The 18,869-nt window shown below is 44.6% G+C and carries 18 protein-coding genes; 12 read left to right on the top strand and 6 right to left on the bottom strand.

Translation table 11 applies throughout. The annotated features are described in order from the left end of the window. Nucleotides 1-7 precede the first annotated feature (7 nt). On the bottom strand, nucleotides 8-820 hold the full coding sequence (locus tag TY16_RS02400; RefSeq protein ID WP_043934447.1) for an RsfA family transcriptional regulator: 813 nt from the start codon (nucleotides 818-820) through the stop codon (nucleotides 8-10). Between the two features lie 370 nt (nucleotides 821-1,190). Here TY16_RS02400 and TY16_RS02390 point away from each other — a divergent pair, with 370 nt between their 5' ends. From TY16_RS02390 to TY16_RS02380, 3 genes are all read left to right on the top strand, one after another. Next, a complete protein-coding gene (locus tag TY16_RS02390; RefSeq protein ID WP_043930118.1) occupies nucleotides 1,191-1,418 on the top strand; it encodes a DUF1450 domain-containing protein in 228 nt (75 codons plus the stop codon). A gap of 174 nt (nucleotides 1,419-1,592) precedes the next feature. Continuing rightward, entirely contained in the window at nucleotides 1,593-2,888 is a 1,296-nt protein-coding gene (locus tag TY16_RS02385; protein ID WP_043930117.1) for an HD domain-containing protein, read from the top strand. Nucleotides 2,889-3,159: 271 nt separating this feature from the next. Beyond that, complete coding sequence (locus tag TY16_RS02380) at nucleotides 3,160-3,669, top strand: YwgA family protein (protein WP_043930116.1); 510 nt, start codon at nucleotides 3,160-3,162, stop codon at nucleotides 3,667-3,669. Between the two features lie 80 nt (nucleotides 3,670-3,749). On the opposite strand, the gene TY16_RS02375 is transcribed toward TY16_RS02380, so the two are convergent. Further along, nucleotides 3,750-3,935, bottom strand: a complete 186-nt coding sequence (locus TY16_RS02375; RefSeq protein WP_043930115.1) for a 2-hydroxymuconate tautomerase — start codon at nucleotides 3,933-3,935, stop codon at nucleotides 3,750-3,752. Nucleotides 3,936-4,138: 203 nt separating this feature from the next. Between TY16_RS02375 and TY16_RS02370 the strand changes: the two genes are divergently transcribed. Beyond that, entirely contained in the window at nucleotides 4,139-4,762 is a 624-nt protein-coding gene (locus TY16_RS02370; RefSeq protein WP_442853240.1) for a site-2 protease family protein, read from the top strand. Between the two features lie 45 nt (nucleotides 4,763-4,807). After that, complete coding sequence (locus TY16_RS02365) at nucleotides 4,808-5,317, top strand: YwhD family protein (RefSeq protein WP_043930113.1); 510 nt, start codon at nucleotides 4,808-4,810, stop codon at nucleotides 5,315-5,317. A gap of 61 nt (nucleotides 5,318-5,378) precedes the next feature. Here the strand turns inward: TY16_RS02365 and TY16_RS02360 are convergent, their stop codons facing one another. Further along, nucleotides 5,379-7,451 (bottom strand): transglycosylase domain-containing protein, encoded by a 2,073-nt coding sequence (locus tag TY16_RS02360; RefSeq protein ID WP_043930112.1) that lies wholly within the window; start codon nucleotides 7,449-7,451, stop codon nucleotides 5,379-5,381. Between the two features lie 273 nt (nucleotides 7,452-7,724). Between TY16_RS02360 and speE the strand changes: the two genes are divergently transcribed. The 4 genes from speE to argS all read left to right on the top strand — a co-directional run bounded on the left by speE (nucleotide 7,725) and on the right by argS (nucleotide 11,902). Beyond that, on the top strand, nucleotides 7,725-8,555 hold the full coding sequence (gene speE, locus TY16_RS02355) for a spermidine synthase (RefSeq protein WP_155922319.1): 831 nt from the start codon (nucleotides 7,725-7,727) through the stop codon (nucleotides 8,553-8,555). Nucleotides 8,556-8,672: 117 nt separating this feature from the next. Further along, nucleotides 8,673-9,545 carry an agmatinase gene (speB, locus tag TY16_RS02350; protein WP_043930110.1) on the top strand — a complete coding sequence of 291 codons (873 nt, stop codon included), beginning with the start codon at nucleotides 8,673-8,675 and terminating at the stop codon, nucleotides 9,543-9,545. A gap of 261 nt (nucleotides 9,546-9,806) precedes the next feature. Then, nucleotides 9,807-10,235: a DUF1934 domain-containing protein gene (locus TY16_RS02345; RefSeq protein ID WP_043930109.1), complete on the top strand. Its 429-nt coding sequence runs from the start codon at nucleotides 9,807-9,809 to the stop codon at nucleotides 10,233-10,235. After that, entirely contained in the window at nucleotides 10,232-11,902 is a 1,671-nt protein-coding gene (argS, locus tag TY16_RS02340) for an arginine--tRNA ligase (protein ID WP_043930108.1), read from the top strand. Before TY16_RS02345 ends, argS begins: the two co-directional genes overlap by 4 nt. Nucleotides 11,903-11,952: 50 nt before the next feature. Here the strand turns inward: argS and TY16_RS02335 are convergent, their stop codons facing one another. Further along, nucleotides 11,953-12,168: a hypothetical protein gene (locus TY16_RS02335; protein ID WP_043930106.1), complete on the bottom strand. Its 216-nt coding sequence runs from the start codon at nucleotides 12,166-12,168 to the stop codon at nucleotides 11,953-11,955. 167 nt (nucleotides 12,169-12,335) lie between these two features. Here TY16_RS02335 and TY16_RS02330 point away from each other — a divergent pair, with 167 nt between their 5' ends. Further along, a complete protein-coding gene (locus tag TY16_RS02330; RefSeq protein WP_043930104.1) occupies nucleotides 12,336-12,521 on the top strand; it encodes an H-type small acid-soluble spore protein in 186 nt (61 codons plus the stop codon). A gap of 306 nt (nucleotides 12,522-12,827) precedes the next feature. Here the strand turns inward: TY16_RS02330 and uvsE are convergent, their stop codons facing one another. Both uvsE and cls read right to left on the bottom strand, forming a co-directional pair. Further along, nucleotides 12,828-13,784 (bottom strand): UV DNA damage repair endonuclease UvsE, encoded by a 957-nt coding sequence (gene uvsE, locus TY16_RS02325; protein WP_043930103.1) that lies wholly within the window; start codon nucleotides 13,782-13,784, stop codon nucleotides 12,828-12,830. Nucleotides 13,785-13,806: 22 nt separating this feature from the next. Then, the gene (gene cls / locus TY16_RS02320; RefSeq protein WP_081772856.1) at nucleotides 13,807-14,922 is read right to left on the bottom strand and encodes a cardiolipin synthase; all 1,116 of its coding nucleotides are present in this window, start codon (nucleotides 14,920-14,922) and stop codon (nucleotides 13,807-13,809) included. A 259-nt stretch (nucleotides 14,923-15,181) separates the two neighbouring features. Here cls and TY16_RS02315 point away from each other — a divergent pair, with 259 nt between their 5' ends. Both TY16_RS02315 and TY16_RS02310 read left to right on the top strand, forming a co-directional pair. After that, nucleotides 15,182-17,293: a (Fe-S)-binding protein gene (locus TY16_RS02315; protein ID WP_043930100.1), complete on the top strand. Its 2,112-nt coding sequence runs from the start codon at nucleotides 15,182-15,184 to the stop codon at nucleotides 17,291-17,293. Between the two features lie 376 nt (nucleotides 17,294-17,669). Continuing rightward, nucleotides 17,670-18,857 carry an acetyl-CoA C-acetyltransferase gene (locus TY16_RS02310; RefSeq protein WP_043930099.1) on the top strand — a complete coding sequence of 396 codons (1,188 nt, stop codon included), beginning with the start codon at nucleotides 17,670-17,672 and terminating at the stop codon, nucleotides 18,855-18,857. Nucleotides 18,858-18,869 lie beyond the last annotated feature (12 nt).

The raw sequence follows: 18,869 nt of genomic DNA, 5'->3' as shown, positions 1-18,869 counted from the left end.
CAGTTAGTCATTCAGCAACCATTTCAAGATTTCCGTTCCGGTCCATCTTGAATTTAGTTGCCGGACGCTCCTCTTCTTCGAATAAGACAAGCTTACGGGCTTTGTTCATGATTTTTAATAGGGTTTCGTAATCTTCTTGAATGACTCCTGTATTTTGTTCAAGATCATTTATTTTTGTTTCCATTTCCTCATTTTGCTTGCGAAGGTTGGCAATTTCCCGCTTCAATCTTTCATTCTCACTTTTTAACGCCTCAACATGTGCATTGTTACTTTCATAATTCTGCAAGAAAGAAATGACATTTTGCATTGTTAAACCTTGCCCAGCATGCTGGAACCCTGTCCCGGTTTGGGAAGTTACTAAAGCCGGTTGTGAAACTGTGAATCTGTTAGCAGGAACTTTTGCTTCTGCATGCTTGCTATTAAGCTCCTCAACCATCTTCTCCAGGTCAAAGCTCTCTGGCTGCTTTAAAGGTTGTGTATCGAATTCAACTGCTGTTTCCATAGAGACTCCAATAGTACTGAATTCTTCGTGGACTTCAACAGGAGGGGTGTAAAGGAGCTTCTTTTTGCCGCCTTGATCCTTACCTAGCATACGCTGGCGCTGTTTTCGCTGTTTTTTGGCAAGCTGAAGTGCCTTTTCATACGTATGACGCACGACTGCATTCCATCTGAACCCGCATGCTGCCGAAGTTCGATCAAGCTTGTCCCCAACCTCTTCAAAGGCATTAAGCTGGGTGCTTCCTTCCCTTACATGGCGAAGCACTGTTTCAGCTAACAATAAATCATCCTCTTCTGTCCAGGCATCCTGGCGCACCTTCATTTCAATACACTCCTTTTCTTCATTTACTTCTGTATTCATTCGAACCCAGCCTTCCATTCTGGCAGAAATACCTGCCAATCAAAATTAAATGTTTTGTTCCTAGCAATATCATGGACACTTTTTTCAAGTTTTATACAAAACGTTTGAAAGGATAGTAGAATCGGAATGTAGGTCGGCTTGCATTGGCTGTCCAGAAGCTGTAAAATACCATAGGACATATACTGTATCCGCCGTATTAAACGTTTCAGGCTGTAATGATAATTAAAATCTAAACCAATAATTCATATGTTTTTGAACTTGAAAATAGCAAAATATAACCAGTAAGCCATATGATTTTGCTGTAAAACTCCGTACCGAGAGGATGAACGGAATGACTAATGAATTTCGCGTATGTGATGACTGTCAGGCAGTCAACCTCAAAACGCTTATCCCGCGCTTAAAGAAGCTTGATCCTGATGCGAAAATAGAAATTGGCTGCCAATCCTATTGTGGTCCAGGCCGGAAAAAGACTTTTGCCTTTGTCAATAACAGGCCGCTTGCGGCATTGACCGAGGAAGAATTGATTGAAAAAGTAAGCAAAAAGCTGAAAAGTCGATAAATCATCCGGACCAGGGTGGTTTTTCTTTTTTGTCTGGAATTTTTTAGATTTTCCTTTAGTGGGGCACAAAAAGGTAATTGTCGAAAAATGCTGCTGGAAATTGCTGAAAGAGGGATGAATCTTAATCAAAATGGGGATATAATAGAAACAAGTTAAGAGGGGCAGGGAAATGAGATGGGATTTTCAGAAAAACTGAATGAAGAGAAAGTTTTTAAGGATCCTGTCCATCGCTACGTCCATGTCCGCGACAAAGTTATATGGGATCTGATTGGAACAAGAGAGTTCCAGCGCCTCAGACGGATTAAGCAGCTTGGTACAACATTCCTGACCTTCCATGGGGCAGAGCATAGCAGATTCAGCCATTCCCTGGGTGTCTATGAAATAATCAGGAGAATTGCAGATGATGTATTTAAAGGGCGCCCTGAATGGAATGAGGAAGACAGGCTTTTGACCCTTTGTGCTGCACTTCTCCATGACCTCGGGCACGGGCCGTTTTCTCATGCGTTCGAAAAAGTATTTGATTTGGACCACGAAGAATTCACTGGGGCAATCATTCTTGGCAAAACAGAAGTGAACAAAGTCCTTTCAAGGGTTGGCAAGGATTTTCCTAAACAGGTTGCAGAAATCATTGCGAAAACTTCGGATAAAAAACAGGTTATATCGCTCATATCTAGCCAAATTGATGCCGACCGCATGGATTACTTGCAGAGGGATGCTTATTTTACAGGTGTAAGTTATGGCTTTTTTGATATGGAACGCATCTTGAGGGTTATGCGGCCGCGCGAAGATCAGGTAGTTTTCAAACATAGCGGTATGCATGCCATTGAAGATTACATAATGAGCCGGTATCAGATGTACTGGCAGGTGTATTTTCATCCGGTTTCGCGAGGTGCGGAGGTAATTCTGACGAAAATTCTTCACCGTGCCAAGCATCTTCATGACGGCGGCTATGCATTTCGAAATGAACCCCTCCACTTTTATTCTATCTTTGAAGGCACCCTTGTCTTGGAAGATTATTTGAAATTGGATGAATCAATTATCCTTTATTATTTTCAAATTTGGCAGGAGGAAGACGATGCAATCCTCAGTGATTTGTGCAGGCGATTCGTAAACCGTAACCTGTTCAAATTCTCGGAATTCGATCCGGCCAAGGAGTACAAGAAGCTGGCTGAATTGACTGGGCTGTTCAGAAAGGCGGGCATTGACCCGGATTACTATCTTGTCGTCGATTCATCCTCTGATTTGCCTTATGATTTTTACCGCCCGGGGGAAGAAGAGGAGCGCCTTCCTATCCAATTGTTGATGAAAAATGGTGACATCAGGGAGCTGTCCAGAGAGTCCGCCATTGTTGATGCGATTTCCGGTAAAAGGCGTACCGATCATAAACTTTATTTTCCTGAAGACTTTCTGCTAGATGAATCCTCGAAAAAAAATACAAAAAAACAGATTCGCAGCATTCTTGAGATATAGAAAAGCGAAAGCGACCGGTTAGCGCCGTATGGCCTGGAGGGCCTCGATACGAGGTAAAGGAAACACGATGAACGAAGTGAATCGATGTTGACTTACCGTAGGGAGGGGACCGAAGGACACGAGGCGCTGGGAGTTCCTTGGAAAAGCAAAAGCTTTTCCTTCGTACGATGTGAATGCTTCGAAGCATTCCTTGTGTAGCTAGACAAATAGAAAAGCGAAAGCGACAGGAGAACTATTTTCTTCCCGTAAAGGGAGCAGGAGTTGAAGTAGCTTGTTGAATGACCATGCAAAATTGATGCATGCAGTACTTGTTTCCGGAGAAATTGTCGGAAGGAAGAAGCTGCAGAAGATGATTTATATTGCCAAAAAGATGTCCTTCCCTTTCCAGGAGCGCTTCCAGTTCCACTTTTATGGCCCCTATTCGGAAGAATTGACGCTTCGGGTCGAGGAGCTCTGCAACATGGGCTTTTTGGAAGAATGCAAGGAGAACAAAGGCGGCTATAGCCAGTACCGCTATTGCCTGACAGAGGCCGGAAGAGAGTTCCTGTCGATGAGTGGAGTGGAGATGCCGAACCTTGAAGATTGCTTTATGGATATGAATGGGCAGAACGCCCGATTCCTTGAGCTTGTCTCAACGGTGCTTTATTTTGATAACCTGGAACGTCCGGAGGTTGCCGAAAAGGTCTTTACCCTTAAGAGCAAGCAGCGTTACACGGAAGAGGAAATTGAACAAGCTTACAGCTATATATCAGGCTTAAAAGAAAAAGCTAAGCTCCATTAATGGGAGGCTTAGCTTTTTGCTTAAGTTTTAGTAAGTCTATAAAGAGAGTAGGATTTAGCTCTATGGCGCTTGCGCCTTTTTTATTGATCGCTGGCCCTAACGCCTGCTTTTCCATAATTAGTCTTGGCCATTTCTTCAATAATTACGGTTACGTTTTCAGCGGGTGCACCGGATGTTTCAACAACAGCTGAGGTCACCTTTTCAACAAGTGCTCTTTTTTGATCGTCGCTCCGGCCTTCTAGCATTTTCACAGTTACAATTGGCATCTTCCATTCCTCCTTGACTGATGGTGATTTTAGTTTTTCATAAAAGGAAAAAAAGCGCAAGCGAGGTGCAGGCTGTTTTCACTTTCTGGATGTATTCGTGTATACTTTTTATATCCGCTGCTGTTTCGGGCCGGGAGTAAATAAACAGAGATGATTGTATAGGGGGAAACCGTTTGCTATTTCCGTATAGGACAGTTGAAGAGATTATTTATGCCGTTTTGTCACTCGCAATAGCTTTTGCGGTCCATGAGTTCGCACATGCATTTATGGCCTGGAAGTTTGGCGACGATACAGCTAAGAATCAGGGAAGGCTTACACTGAATCCAATTCGCCATCTTGACCCTATTGGAACGATTCTTATTTTAGTTATTGGTTTTGGGTGGGCACGGCCTGTTCCGGTTAACCGGTTCTTTTTTAAAAACCCGAGGCTTGGGGGAATCCTCGTGTCCGCAGCCGGACCAATCAGTAACTTTGTTCTTGCATTTCTCGGATACCTGGCGTTATTTACGCTAATTATTTCTACAGGAGAGTCGGCATTTACGATTACACTGGAAGAATTCCTGCAAGTTTTCATCGGGCTTAATCTTGTCTTATTCCTTTTCAATCTTCTGCCGTTCCCGCCGCTGGACGGGTACCGGATTCTTGAAGACCTTGCACCAGGTGGTTTGAGGGCTAAAATGACCCAATACGAGCAGTATGGCTCCCTGATATTCCTGATACTTGTCCTGACCCCGCTTGATAACTATACGATTACACCGTTATTTATGGTCGCTCTGCCTGCACTGGATCAAAGCATCCAGGAATTTTTATTACCTTTTTTCACATAAGATAATTCAAAATATAGAACGTGCTTAGCAAGGAGGCAGTGCGATATGGAAGAAAAAAAGAAAAAGGTTGGTTTTAATATCATCAAGACCGATCCTCTTGATAATCATAAAGGCTTTGGCAAGGGATCGTTGACGCTTGACAATATTTCACCAGTTATCATCGATGTTGAAGATGCCGAAGCTATTATTGATGTTGGCGCAATGCATGCAAGAAGTGCAGTTGAAAAAGGAATCAAGTTCCTGGCCAATAAGGATGAAGTCCCGGATGCCAAGCTGTATTGGCTCGTTTGGGTTACAATTGACCGTAATGAAAATGGGCCATATTATGCCGGCGTTACTGCTTGTGAAATGACTGTTAACCGGGAAATCCGGCGCGGCTATAAGTCGCTTCCGGAGCATGTCAATCGGATGGATAAATCACTCAAACGCCATATTATTGTCGAGCATATGGATGATAAATCGAAAAAAATTCTTGCCGACTTCCTAAAAGGGCACAATGAGGCATTTTGGGACAATTCGTCGACTGAGCTGAAAACCGGTCTTGGTGAAGAATAACAAAAGCAGGCATAGGAAGAGCCGGGGCATAGCTGCTCCGGCTCTTTTTTGCAGAAATTTTTTAGTCTCCCCAATTCCAAAGCTTCTTGTACCATGATTTTTTATCGGCACCGCCCGGCTTCGCGCCAGGTATCAATTCATTATGATCAAGATGGTCAGTGCAATATTCATCAGGCTCCGTTCCGGAAACAAAGTACGTAAACCTTCTAACCGGGCATCCCTTCGTTGCAAGCTTCCCATTGACTGGATCGATATGAACCCCGGTTACGCCGTCCTTTGGCGGTTTGAATGATTTGACCGGTTTACCCTGCAATGCGTCTTCCATAAACTTAGCCCAAATTTGCTTGGCATAGGATTTTTCAGCGACCTTCTCAATCTTGCGAGCATCATCATACCCAGTCCAGACAGCTGAAACGAGCTGGGGCGAATAGCCAATCATCCAGCTGTCAGTAGGAGTGGAGCCTGATTTGCCAGCATACGGCCGAGTCAAGCCTTTTACAATTGTGCTTCCAGTTACACTTGCATAGCCGTTAAGCTTCGTATCGAATACACCGGTCATCATATGCGTCATGACATAGGCTTTTGCTGGGTCTAAATATGTTTCCTCCTCAGCATCCTTTTCATAAATGATTTTCCCTTCCGATGTTTCAACCCGGGTAATCAACGTCGGTTCAATATACTTGCCCCCATTGGCAAACATGCCATAAGCATTGGCCATTTCAATTGCCCGGACTCCAGAGGTTCCAAGAGCAAGAGAAGGAACACTTGCCATTTTTGTTGATATCCCAAACATTTTGGCTGTTTCAGCAAGTGTCTCCTGGCCCAGGAAAAGATGGGTTTTGACAGCATAGACATTGTCAGATAAAGCCAATGCCTGTGCAAGAGTAATATCGCCATTTGCATATTTGTTATTGTAGTTATGAGGTGTGTAATCAGGATCTCCGTTTTCAAACCGGAATGTTGTCAGTTCGCTCCTCATGGTAGTAGAGGGTGTATAGCCATTGCCTAACGCCGCGTAATAAAGGAATGGCTTAATCGTTGAACCAGGTTCCCGGAGAGCCTGTACAGCCCGGTTAAATGGGCTTTTTTCATAATCGCGGCCGCCAACCATGGCCTTGATATGGCCATTCTTTGGATCGACAGCAACAAGAGCAGCCTGAATTTCAGAATCAGCTGCAACAATTGAGTTAATTTGCTTTTCTGCAGCTTCCTGCTGTTTTTGGTCCAATGTTGTAAAAACTCTAAGGCCTCCAAGCTCGATTGTACGCTCATCGATACCAAGCTGGTAGCGCAGAGCATTTGCCACGGCATCCTGGAAGTAGGGTGCCGCTTTTAGCTCACGATGCGGGTCCGTTCCGGTCAGGGCAAGTTCTTCTTTTGCAGCCGCTTTTGCTTCAACTGTTTTTATATAACCGTTCTCTGCCATTGCATTTAGGATAATTCCCTGGCGCTGTTTTGCTTTTTCCATTGATGCGAAGGGAGAGTAGGCTCCTGGTCCTTTTGGGATTCCCGCAAGCATTGATGCTTCCGCAAGAGATAAGTCCGAAGCATTTTTCCCAAAATAATACTGGCTTGCCGCCTGGATTCCATAGGCTCTATTTCCGTAATAAATAGTATTAATATATCCTTCGAGTATTTGTTCCTTGGAATAATTCATCTCAAGCCGGATTGCATATAAGGCTTCCCGCAGTTTTCTGCTCCATGTTTTATCATGCTCAAGAAACAGATTCCTGGCATATTGCTGGGTAACGGTGCTCGCGCCCTGTACCTTTTCAAATGCCTTGATGTCGGCAAGAGCGGCTCCGGCAATTCGTTTCAGGTCAAACCCTTTATGCTCAAAAAACTTCTTATCTTCTATGGATATGGTAGCCTCGATAAGATAAGGGGAAACATCATCAAGCTTCACCCAATATCTTTTCTGTCCAGTATTGGTTTCACCAATGACCTTTCCATCATCGGAAAAGTAAAGGGTGGACTGTGGTACTGCGAGTGGGGGTGAACCTAACACCCTAGCATAAATGAGAACCCCGAAAACTAGAACTGTGGCTATTCCCATCATGATCAGGCTAAGGAAAACGCCTGCCCGCACATATTTTACTGCATGCTTTAAACCTTTGCCTGTGATTGCTTCCATCTCTTCACCCCGTTTTCTGTAAAGGGAAATTGGACCCAATTAGGGCCATATCAACAGTATGAAAAGAATGGAAGTGTTTTAAACATTTTATTGAAGGATAATGAATATTTTTCTTGCCTTTTTGGCAGGGTATTTTATACTTTTTAGATGTTGATTTCCCTTTTGGCAAGTGTTTGCATTCACCCATTTGGGGAAGTATAGCTAATGAGACCTTACACAGGCCAGTACGACGAGAGCTTTTATTGCAAATTTCATTTTGAAAGGAAGATGGATATGGGAGGACTATGGTTCACCGAAAAACAGACTGAAAACTTCGGTATCACGATGAAGATTAAGCAAACTTTACATACAGAACAGACACAATTCCAGAAGCTTGAAATGGTTGAAACAGAAGAATGGGGAAATATGCTTCTTCTCGATGGTATGGTCATGACATCGATAAAGGATGAATTCGTTTATCATGAAATGGTTGCGCATGTACCGTTGTTCACTCATCCGAATCCTGAAAATGTCCTTGTGGTCGGCGGCGGGGATGGCGGGGTTATCCGCGAAGTGCTAAAACACCCACAAGTAAAAAAGGCGACACTTGTCGATATAGATGGGAAAGTCATCGAATACTCAAAGAAATATTTGCCGGAAATCGCCGGGAAGCTCGAAGACCCTCGGGTTGAAGTGAAGGTAGGCGATGGTTTTATGCATATTGCTGAAAGTGAAAATGACTACGATGTGATCATGGTCGACTCTACAGAACCCGTTGGCCCAGCAGTGAATCTTTTTACAAAGGGTTTTTATGCTGGTATTTCCAAAGCTTTAAAGGAAGATGGGATTTTTGTTGCTCAATCGGACAACCCTTGGTTCAAAGCGGATTTAATCCGTGACGTTCAGCGCGATGTAAAAGAAATTTTTCCGATTACCCGCTTGTATATCGCAAACATCCCAACTTATCCAAGCGGCATGTGGGCATTCACAATCGGTTCGAAGAAATACGATCCACTACAAGTTTCTGATGACCGTTTCCATGATATTGAAACGAAGTACTATACAAAGGAACTTCACAAAGCAGCCTTTGTTCTGCCGAAATTTGTTGGTGATCTTGTAGAGTAAAAACGAAATTTTTATATACAGTGACTTAGCTTTTGTCGTATTTTATATACAGTGAATAAATTACAGCGGGGGGAGGCAGAGTCTCCCTCTCGCTTTGCATGGAAAGGATAATTAAGTATGCGTTTTGATGAGAGCTATTCAGGCAATGTCTTTATTAAAAGCCATCCCAATTTTGAAGAAAGCAAGGTTGTTCTCTATGGGATGCCAATGGACTGGACAGTCAGCTTCCGTCCAGGGTCACGTTTCGGCCCTACAAGAATTCGCGAGGTATCAGTTGGGCTAGAAGAGTACAGCCCATACCTTGACAGAGACCTTGTGGATTTAAACTATTTTGATGCTGGAGATATTCCACTTCCGTTCGGCAACGCTCAGAAGAGCCTCGATACGATTGAAGAGTTTGTTGATCAGGTGTTGGCTGCTGGCAAGTTCCCGCTTGGCATGGGTGGTGAGCATCTTGTTTCCTGGCCAGTCATGAAGGCGGTTTACAAGAAATATCCTGATTTGGCAATCATTCATTTTGATGCCCATACCGACCTGCGTGAACACTATGAAGGTGAGCCGCTATCGCACTCGACGCCAATTCGAAAAATAGCTGAACATATTGGACCTCACAATGTTTATTCATTTGGAATCCGCTCCGGTATGAAGGAAGAGTTCGAATGGGCGAAAAGTGTCGGAATGCATATTTCAAAATTCGACGTCCATCAGCCACTGAAGGAGATTCTGCCTAGTCTTGCTGGACGCCCGGTATATGTAACAATCGACATTGATGTACTTGATCCGGCACATGCCCCAGGAACGGGTACGGTTGATGCAGGCGGCATTACATCCCGTGAGTTGCTTGCTTCTATCCATGAAATTGCCCGCTCGGAAGTTAAGGTTGTAGGCGCAGATCTTGTTGAAGTCGCACCTATATATGATCCATCCGAGCAAACGGCCAACACAGCAAGCAAAATGATCCGTGAAATGCTGCTTGGCTTTGTGAAATAAGCAAGTGTGAATAGAGAGGAAAGTGCCTGTTTCAATCCGAAGCAGGCACTTTTTGAATTGTAGGGACAGGAAGGATATAATAAGTTAGTGGTTTTATCCCGATAAACGTAGAGCTGGTTTGAAAATCATGATATAATGCCATATTTATAAGGTAACTGTTTTAATGTTTAATGCTGATTTTCTAGTAGAGTTGATTGGAGCGGAAATCAGCAGACTTATTAAAAACAGCAAAAAAAGATAGATAGTAAAGGAAGTGGCCGGATGGATCCGAAGCCAGTTATTGTTACGGTCAGTACGGCGATTACCCAGGACGGCGCTAAGGATGAAATCGTAACTGGAGGAAACGGCTTTTTTTATGAAAAAGATAATGAAGCCTATCTTCAGTATGAGGAACTGACAGCAGAAGGAAATGTGCGCTCGATACTTAAAATGGAAAGCGGCAAAGCGCTGCTGTTAAGAAGCGGTGCTGCCAAGATGCGGCTCCCATTCCGCCTTGGTGAGGAGACACGGGGCAGCTATGAGACTCAATACGGGACTCTTCCTGTTTCAGCCGTTACCGACCGGCTTGCTCAGGCAATCCGTGAAAACGGGCGGGGTGGAATATTCAGGCTGAAATATGACTTGATGATAGCGGGAGCACCCGCTGGTACATATAGCTTGGCAATCATGTTTGAGGAGGAAGAGCAATGAACTTAGTTGAACAGGTGCAACAAAACTTGAAAAATGAAATTAAAGCTGCCGTACTAAAAGCAGGGGTGGCTGTGGAAGAGCAGATTCCGGATGTACTATTGGAAACGCCAAAGGACAAAGCCCATGGGGACTATTCCACCAATATGGCGATGCAGCTTGCACGCGTGGCAAAAAAAGCACCACGTGCGATTGCCGAAGCAATTGTAGCTAATTTTGATCAGTCGAAAGCATCGATTGAAAAAATTGAGCTTGCAGGACCGGGCTTTATTAATTTTTACTTGGATAATAGCTATTTGACTGGGTTAATCCCAGCCATCCTTGAAGCAGGAGACGTGTATGGAGAAACGGATACCGGCAGGGGCCAGAGAATTCAGGTTGAGTTTGTATCCGCAAACCCGACTGGTGATCTTCACCTTGGCCATGCGCGTGGTGCGGCTGTTGGCGACTCGCTGTCAAATATACTTGCAAAAGCAGGCTATGAGGTTTCGCGGGAATATTACATCAATGATGCAGGCAACCAGATCAATAACCTTGCGCTTTCCGTTGAGGCACGCTATTTCGAGGCACTCGGAATGGAAAAGGAAATGCCTGAAGATGGGTATCATGGTGAGGATATTAAGGAAATCGGCAAGCAGCTTGCAGCTGAACATGGGGACAAGTTCGTCTCAATGCCTGAGGAGGAGCGCTTCAACTTTTTCCGTGAGCATGGCCTGAAAGTGGAGATGGCAAAGCTGAAAAAGGACCTGGAGGATTTCCGCGTACCGTTTGATGTCTGGTACTCGGAAACGTCTCTCTACCATAATGGAAAAATTGATTCGGCATTAAAGACGCTTCGAGAAAATGGACACATTTTTGAGGAGGAGGGTGCGACCTGGCTGCGCTCAACTCCGTTTGGTGATGATAAGGACCGCGTCTTGATCAAGCAGGATGGTTCCTATACGTACCTGACTCCGGATATTGCCTATCATAAGGACAAGCTTGACCGTGGCTTTGAAAAGCTGATTAACGTGTGGGGAGCAGACCACCACGGCTACATCCCGCGTATGAAGGCGGCCATTCAGGCACTGGGCTATGACAAGGATGTCCTGGAAGTTGAAATTATTCAGCTCGTACATCTTTACAAGAATGGCGAGAAAATGAAAATGAGCAAGCGTACCGGAAAGGCTGTTACGATGCGGGAACTTGTTGAAGAGGTTGGCCTTGATGCGACTCGCTACTTCTTTGCGATGCGCTCAGCCGATACTCATATGGATTTTGACCTGGACCTTGCTGTTTCCCAGTCGAATGATAATCCTGTCTATTATGCTCAATACGCTCATGCTCGTATTTCAAGCATATTGCGACAAGCTTCGGAACAAGGCTTCACAGTTGAAAAGGATGTCGATTTATCACAAGTTGCTTCCGAGAAGGAAATTGATTTGCTTAAAAAACTTGGCGAATTCCCTCAGGCTGTTGGTGAAGCGGCTGAAAAGCGTACACCGCACCGGATTGCCAATTATGTGTTTGATTTAGCATCCGCATTCCACAGCTTCTATAATGCGGAAAAAGTTGTTGACCCTGAAAAGGCTGAAAGGACTAAAGCCCGCCTGGCGCTGGTGAGGTCGGTTCAAATTACAATGAAAAATGCTTTATTACTTATCGGTGTATCTGCACCTGAAAGAATGTAATCAATAGAAAAAGTGCCGGGGCTTGCTCCGGCACTTACTTATATCAAAAACTAATTTCCATCTTTCTCAGAAGGTTCTTCATCCATATCAGGCTCTTCTTCATCATTGTTTTCTTCAGAAGGCTCTTCAGTTACATCTGGCTCTTGATTGTCTTCTTCCATTTCAAGGTTATCATCCGCTGGAGGAGGATCCTGTTCTCCTGCGCAACCGGTCAACAGTATTCCTGTACTCAAGGGGATCGATAAAAGAAGGTTTCTATACTTCATTTGATGTCATCTCCCTTTAGTATTTAGCCTTTCATTTTACCTTTTCCCGATTTATTAGGTTACTAAACACTTAGGATATGTAACGGCTGTGCAGGGTAAGTACTGCGGATAAAATCCTGCTTATTTTCACATAGTAAATGATGACAAACTATTGAGGAGTGGAGCTCATGAATGTAGGGCGGGCAAAGGAAATTATGGAGTCTGCTGATAATATAAATGTAACCTATGAAGGAAAACGGGTTTTAATCCAGAATGTAGATGAAACCGCAAAAATGGCTAGGATTTATTGGAAAGAAAATCCCGAGCAAGAGCGTGATGTTCCTGTCCTCAATTTAATCGAAGATGTGGATTAAAGAATGCCAAAAGCGGCTCTCTGTTAATAGGAGGGCCGCTTTTGTATGTCGATTTACTAGACGGAACCGGTGTCGCTGGTGTGAGATCCGTCTAGAAAAAGGGGTTTACTAGACGGAACTGGACCCCTGGAGTGAAATTCGTCTAGAAAAAGGATTTACTAGACGGAACCAGGACCCGCGGTGCGAGTTTTGTCCAGAAAAACGGATTTACCCTAGACGAATAATTGGTGTTGTCAGACAATCCCCGTATAAGAATAATTCGTACTCCTATTTCCAGGAAGATAACTATTAATTCAACAATTCAACCTATCTCCACTTAATTGCAGCACCGCCAACCCGCTTTACACCACGAATAGCGGCTACTTCAGGGACAAGCTTAAGGAGAGCCTGATCCTTTGCTTTTGCTTCAATCATCAAGTCAACATCCTGATTTATCTCCCTGAGCAGCTTTAAGAGCGGCATGAGGAAATCGATATCGACAAAATCGGCATGAGCACGATAAAGCTTGTCAGATTTCGGAGAAGAGATATGGATTTTGGGAACCTGCGGCTTGTTAGCCCATGTCGAAAAAACCAGTGGCAGTACCTCTTCTAAGGGGCGCTCTGAAGGGTTTGCCATGTGATGATGATAATCAAAGGCAAGCGGGATATCTTCTTTTAAACAAACCGAAAGAGTTTCTTCGGTTGTATATGTTTTGTCATCGTTCTCAAGCGTCATCATCTCCTTTATATGAACAGGAAGACGCTTTATATTTTTATGGAATCTTTCAAGTGCCGCCTCCTTATCTCCATAAGCACCGCCAACGTGAATATTATGGGTTCCAAGGCGTTCTAGTCCCATGCAATCAAACATCCGGTAATGGTACTCCATATCCCTTACCGCATTCACCGTTATCTCCTCTTTAGGGGAGGTGAAAAGAGTATACTGGTTGGGATGAAAACTGACCCTTAGTTGATACTTTTTTACAAACGAACCGATTTCGAGCCATTCAGCCTTAAAAGGCGAGGCAAAGTCCCAGCTTGCTTCATGGTGTGTTGCGAGTGGGACAATTGAACTTGAAAGCCGATATACCTCAATCCCATGAGCCACGTTGTAATAAAGCATCCGCAGCGTATTTTTTAAGTTTTCTGCTGTAATGGCAAGCAGCTTTTCCTGACGTTCCTCTTTGCCGAGGAGTTTATAGCGGGTAAACGTCATCGTCCGCGAGGGTGACGCTTCCCAGAGGGAAAGAGCCGTGGACACATACCCAAATCTTATTTTCAAACGATCTCCCCCTGGTAAAAAACTAAAGAAATGGTGAAATTACTCTTGCGGCAAGCTCTTTCACTGAGCGGCCAAAATCACGCTTTTCCAGCCAGGCAAGCTCCAACTCCCTCGAACTGGCGATATCTGCTTGGATAATCGACTCAGCTTCGAGAATTTGCTCCTGGCTATACATATAGCAGTTAATCTCACTATTTATGAATAGGCTTCTTTTATCAAAATTGGCTGACCCTATATCACAGACCGTTCGATCAATTAGCAGTGTCTTGGCATGATAAAAGCCATTCATGAATTGATATACCCTCGCACCCTTTTTGATAAGCACCCGGAAGTACGGGTAGGCTGCCTCCTTGACGAGTGGGTGATCAGAATTACCGGGGACAATAATGGACAGTGCTACACCCCGTTCCAGGCAATTTTGCAGGGAATGAAACAATTTCTTGCTCGGGATAAAGTAAGGTGTTCCAATAATAATCCGTTCTTTGGCTCTTTCAAATGTTTCTAGGTACATATCTTCAAGAGTGGTTCCAGCGATAGTCGGAACTAACTGATGCAGGGCTGGGCCTTTCCCGTTTTTTCGCTGATATATAGGAACATTCCGTAAATCTTCTCCTGTATCATTCTTCCAATCATCTAGGAATACTTGCTGGAGATCCTGTATTGATTCACCATAAAGCTTAAGATGGTAGTCACGCCATGGAGCGAGTTTTGGTTTTCCGCCAATGTATTCGTTCCCAACGTTATAGCCGCCAAGATAGCCAAGTTTGCCATCAATGATGGTAATCTTCCGATGATTCCGGGATTGAAGTGTGAAAAATAAGTAGGGCAGCTTAGGCTTGTGGGTGAAAGCAAACTGAATTCCTTCCTCCTTAAGAGTGGTAATCGTTTTCTTTTTCAAGGCTCGCCCTCCCGCCCAATCCACCAGTAAGCGAACCTCAACCCCTGACCTCGCTTTATCAACTAATATTTCGAGAAATTCCTTGCTTAAGGCATCTTCCTTAAGGATGTAGAATATGACATGAATGTAGTCCTTAGCCCGTTTTAACTCTTCGAAATAGTCATTGAATAGCTCGCCCCCTTTCGTAAAAATACGTATTGCCCCATACCGGCATGGAAAAGAAGGTGGAGCAGACTTCATTTTTTTTCGCCCAAAATGATAGTCTCCGGTGAGCCAGACAGTAATAAATAGGAGAAGTCCAGAAACAAGGATAACAAGAATAGAGGCTCGCCTCCTTTTCTAAGTTTTTTTACCCATAGCTTTTACTTATAGGAGTAAATGTATGAGTGGTAAAAGGTTGACTGAATGCTCATTCATTTTTATAATACAGATAGATAGTTCTGAATTTTTCGTAAAGAATTAAAAGGGGCAGAAGGAGAATACGGAGGGGGAGTTTCAAGTGAATGGATTGTTATGGGTAAACTTGATTGCATTCTTATTTGTAACCGCTTACGCACTCAGTTTGTTTGTTTATGTTGTTAAAACGCGGGTTGCCTATATCAAGCTTGGCAGAAAAGCTGAATTCGATGCAGCAGCCAAAGAGCGGTGGCAAAAAATCTGGACAAATGTTTTTGGCCAAAAGAAGTTGTTGAAAGATAAAAAGAGCGGAATTATCCATGTAATGTTTTTTTATGGATTTATTCTAGTTCAGTTTGGAGCAATTGATTTCATCTGGAAAGGGATAAAACCCGGCTCTCACTTGCCGCTTGGACCTCTTTACACTGGTTTCACCTTCTTTCAGGAAATCGTCACTTTAATGATTTTAGTAGCTGTTATCTGGGCATTTTATCGCCGCTATGTTGAAAAACTTGTCCGTCTTAAGCGGAATTTCAAGTCGGGACTTGTATTAATTTTTATTGGCGGGCTGATGGTGTCGGTCCTTTTTGGCAATGCAATGGCCATAATTTGGCATGGTGGCGAGGCTTCTGTTGCTGAGCCAGTAGCATCTGTTATTGCTGCAGGCTTTGGATGGCTTGGAAAGACAGCCGCAATCACTCTATTTTACATTGCCTGGTGGATTCATTTGCTGCTCCTGTTATCCTTCCTCGTATATGTACCACAATCGAAGCATGCCCACCTTATCGCAGGTCCGGTAAACACTTATTTTAGCCGGACAGGACCTGTTGGGAAGCTGAAAAAAATTGATTTTGAAGATGAAACACAGGAGAGTTTTGGTGTCGGCAAAATAGAAGATTTTAATCAGCTGCAAATGATTGACTTTTATGCGTGTGTAGAGTGCGGACGATGTACAAATATGTGTCCTGCAACTGGTACAGGGAAAATGCTGTCTCCGATGGATATAATCGTCAAGCTGCGGGATCATCTCACCAATTATGGGGCGGCAGTCACACAGAAGCAGCCATGGGTGCCAACCTATGCATTTGCCAGTACAACCGGCAACAAGCTTGCGCTGGCTTCGGCAGGAAGTGGGGCAGGTGAGGCTGCGGCTGCGGCTGCCTACAGCCCGAGCCTGGTCGGGGACATCATTACGGAGGAAGAGCTATGGGCCTGTACAACATGCCGCAATTGTGAAGACCAATGCCCGGTTATGAATGAGCATGTAGATAAAATTATCGACCTGCGACGTTATCTAGTTTTAACAGAAGGAAAGGTTAAACCAGATGCACAGCGGGCCATGACCAACATTGAACGCCAGGGAAATCCTTGGGGCTTAAACCGTAAAGAACGGGAAGATTGGCGTGAGGCACGTGAAGACGTCCTTGTTCCAACTGTGAAGGAAGCAAAGAAGTCAGGTGAGGAATTCGAGTACTTGTTCTGGGTCGGTTCAATGGGCTCCTATGACAACAGAAGCCAGAAAATCGCCCTATCCTTTGCAAGGCTGCTGAATGAGGCTGGTGTCAAATTTGCCATCCTTGGCAATAAGGAAAAGAACTCCGGAGATACACCGCGCCGCCTCGGCAACGAGTTCCTGTTTCAGGAGCTGGCTACAAAGAATATCGAAGAGTTTGAAAAGAATGACGTGAAAAAAATCGTTACAATCGACCCGCATGCCTACAATATCTTTAAAAATGAGTATCCGGATTTCGGGTTTGAGGCAGAAGTTTATCATCATACTGAATTATTATTTGAACTGGTCAGGGAAGGCAGGCTCGTCCCTAGGCATGAGATGAATGAAACAATAACGTTCCATGACTCGTGTTACCTTGGCCGTTATAACGGCGTGTATGATGCACCACGAGAAATCTTAAAATCCATTCCCGGTGTCAAACTCGCAGAAATGGAACGCAACCGTGAAAATGGCATGTGCTGCGGTGCTGGAGGCGGCTTGATGTGGATGGAAGAGGAAACCGGACACAGAATTAATGTTGCCAGGACTGAGCAGGCGCTGGCGGTGAATCCATCTGTTATATCGTCCGGCTGTCCGTACTGCTTGACGATGCTTTCTGACGGCACAAAGGCAAAGGAAGTTGAAGAAAGTGTAGGAACTTACGATGTTGCCGAGCTCCTGGAAAAGTCGGTGATCGGAACATCAGCCGCGCTGGTTTCATAATCACTTGTTAAAAAGCAGGGACATGAGAAGACACAAAATTAAGAATGTTGTGTTTAAAATTTCAGTTCCTGCTTTTCTTGTTGTAAAATTATAGCTGTAAATAAAAGCGCTTTCATTTTAAGTTAAGTCGAGCGAGCGTTCAGTCGAAATGGAAGAAGTAAAAAAGATTTTTACAGTTATTTAGATTTTTTTAGTAAGGACTGCTGAAATGCCAGTCTAAACGACCGTAAGAGTAAAAAAACCAGGCTAGAGTAGATTAGGGGCTAGTCTAAACCACCGTAAACAGCAAAAAACCAAGCCAGAGTCGATTAGAAGGCAGTCTACTAACTTTGTTTTCGTAAGTTTCTAGTATCAAAAAACAAAGGGGATGGTTCTGATGGCAAAGACAGTCATTTTGAGTGGGGTTCGTACACCGTTTGGCAAGTTTGGCGGCGGATTAAGCAGCTTTACTGCTTCCGAACTAGGAGGCATTGCGGTTAAGGAGGCTCTCAACCGGGCAGGAGTGGCTCCGGATGAGGTGGATGAGGTGATTCTTGGCACAGTCCTCCAAGGAGGGCAGGGACAGCTTCCATCAAGGCAGGCAGCAAGGCACGCGGGGATTCCCTGGGAGGTTAAAACCGAGACGGTCAATAAGGTTTGTGCATCGGGAATGCGCAGCGTGACGCTCGGTGACCAGATCATTCGCGCGGGTGATGCTGAGGTGATCGTTGCCGGGGGCATGGAGTCGATGAGCAACGCCCCATATATTTTGCCAAAAGCTCGTTTTGGATTCAGGATGGGTGATGCCCAAATGAAGGACTTGATGATTGTCGATGGTTTGAGCTGCAGTTTCACTGGCGTCCATATGGGGTCGTATGGAAATTCAACAGCTCAGGAAATGGGGATTACCCGTGATGAGCAGGATTTATGGGCACTCAGGAGCCATCATCTTGCAGCCAAGGCAATGGATAGTGGTGTGTTCGCAGAGGAAATTGTTCCTGTTGCGGTGCCGCAGCGCAAAGGTAATCCAATAATTGTGAAAGAAGATGAATCTGTAAGGAAAGATACAACACTTGAAAAACTGTCAGCACTTAAATCGGCGTTTGACAAAGATGGAACGATTACAGCCGGCAATGCACCTGGTATCAATGATGGAGCTAGCGCGCTTGTGTTAATGAGTGAAGACAGGGCCATGCGCGAAGGACGAGAAATAGGTGCTGTGATTGTAGGCCATACGGCAATTGCTCTCGAAGCCAAGGACTTTCCCCAGACGCCGGGGCTGGTTATCAACGACCTTTTACAAAAAACGGGAAGGTCGCTTGAGGAAATTGACTTGTTCGAAATCAATGAGGCGTTCTCGGCTGTTGCGCTTGCTTCAAACAAGATTGCCGGGCTTGACCCTGAGAAGGTTAATGTCAATGGCGGAGCGGTGGCGCTTGGGCATCCGATTGGAGCGAGCGGGGCACGGGTGATTGTGACGCTGATGCACGAGCTGAAGCGCCGGGGCGCTAGTCTAGGGATTGCGGCGATTTGCAGCGGCGGCGGCCAGGGTGACGCGATTATGATTGAGGTTCCAAAACGATAGATTGCTAGGTTC

This window comes from Bacillus sp. EB01 (assembly GCF_000613125.1).
Taxonomy (GTDB): domain Bacteria; phylum Bacillota; class Bacilli; order Bacillales; family Cytobacillaceae; genus Bacillus_D.
The sequence above is the reverse complement of the archived record's forward strand: the minus strand, read 5'-3'. Positions and strand labels throughout refer to the sequence as shown.

What these genes read in the sequence shown, in the direction of transcription:
- TY16_RS02400 (WP_043934447.1), bottom strand. Translation starts at nt 820, where the DNA reads ATGAAGGTGCGCCAGGATGCCTGGACAGAAGAGGATGATTTATTGTTA.
- TY16_RS02390 (WP_043930118.1), top strand. Translation starts at nt 1,191, where the DNA reads ATGACTAATGAATTTCGCGTATGTGATGACTGTCAGGCAGTCAACCTC.
- TY16_RS02385 (WP_043930117.1), top strand. Translation starts at nt 1,593, where the DNA reads ATGGGATTTTCAGAAAAACTGAATGAAGAGAAAGTTTTTAAGGATCCT.
- TY16_RS02375 (WP_043930115.1), bottom strand. Translation starts at nt 3,935, where the DNA reads ATGCCAATTGTAACTGTGAAAATGCTAGAAGGCCGGAGCGACGATCAA.
- TY16_RS02365 (WP_043930113.1), top strand. Translation starts at nt 4,808, where the DNA reads ATGGAAGAAAAAAAGAAAAAGGTTGGTTTTAATATCATCAAGACCGAT.
- TY16_RS02360 (WP_043930112.1), bottom strand. Translation starts at nt 7,451, where the DNA reads ATGGAAGCAATCACAGGCAAAGGTTTAAAGCATGCAGTAAAATATGTG.
- speE (WP_155922319.1), top strand. Translation starts at nt 7,725, where the DNA reads ATGGGAGGACTATGGTTCACCGAAAAACAGACTGAAAACTTCGGTATC.
- speB (WP_043930110.1), top strand. Translation starts at nt 8,673, where the DNA reads ATGCGTTTTGATGAGAGCTATTCAGGCAATGTCTTTATTAAAAGCCAT.
- TY16_RS02345 (WP_043930109.1), top strand. Translation starts at nt 9,807, where the DNA reads ATGGATCCGAAGCCAGTTATTGTTACGGTCAGTACGGCGATTACCCAG.
- argS (WP_043930108.1), top strand. Translation starts at nt 10,232, where the DNA reads ATGAACTTAGTTGAACAGGTGCAACAAAACTTGAAAAATGAAATTAAA.
- TY16_RS02335 (WP_043930106.1), bottom strand. Translation starts at nt 12,168, where the DNA reads ATGAAGTATAGAAACCTTCTTTTATCGATCCCCTTGAGTACAGGAATA.
- TY16_RS02330 (WP_043930104.1), top strand. Translation starts at nt 12,336, where the DNA reads ATGAATGTAGGGCGGGCAAAGGAAATTATGGAGTCTGCTGATAATATA.
- cls (WP_081772856.1), bottom strand. Translation starts at nt 14,922, where the DNA reads ATGAAGTCTGCTCCACCTTCTTTTCCATGCCGGTATGGGGCAATACGT.
- TY16_RS02310 (WP_043930099.1), top strand. Translation starts at nt 17,670, where the DNA reads ATGGCAAAGACAGTCATTTTGAGTGGGGTTCGTACACCGTTTGGCAAG.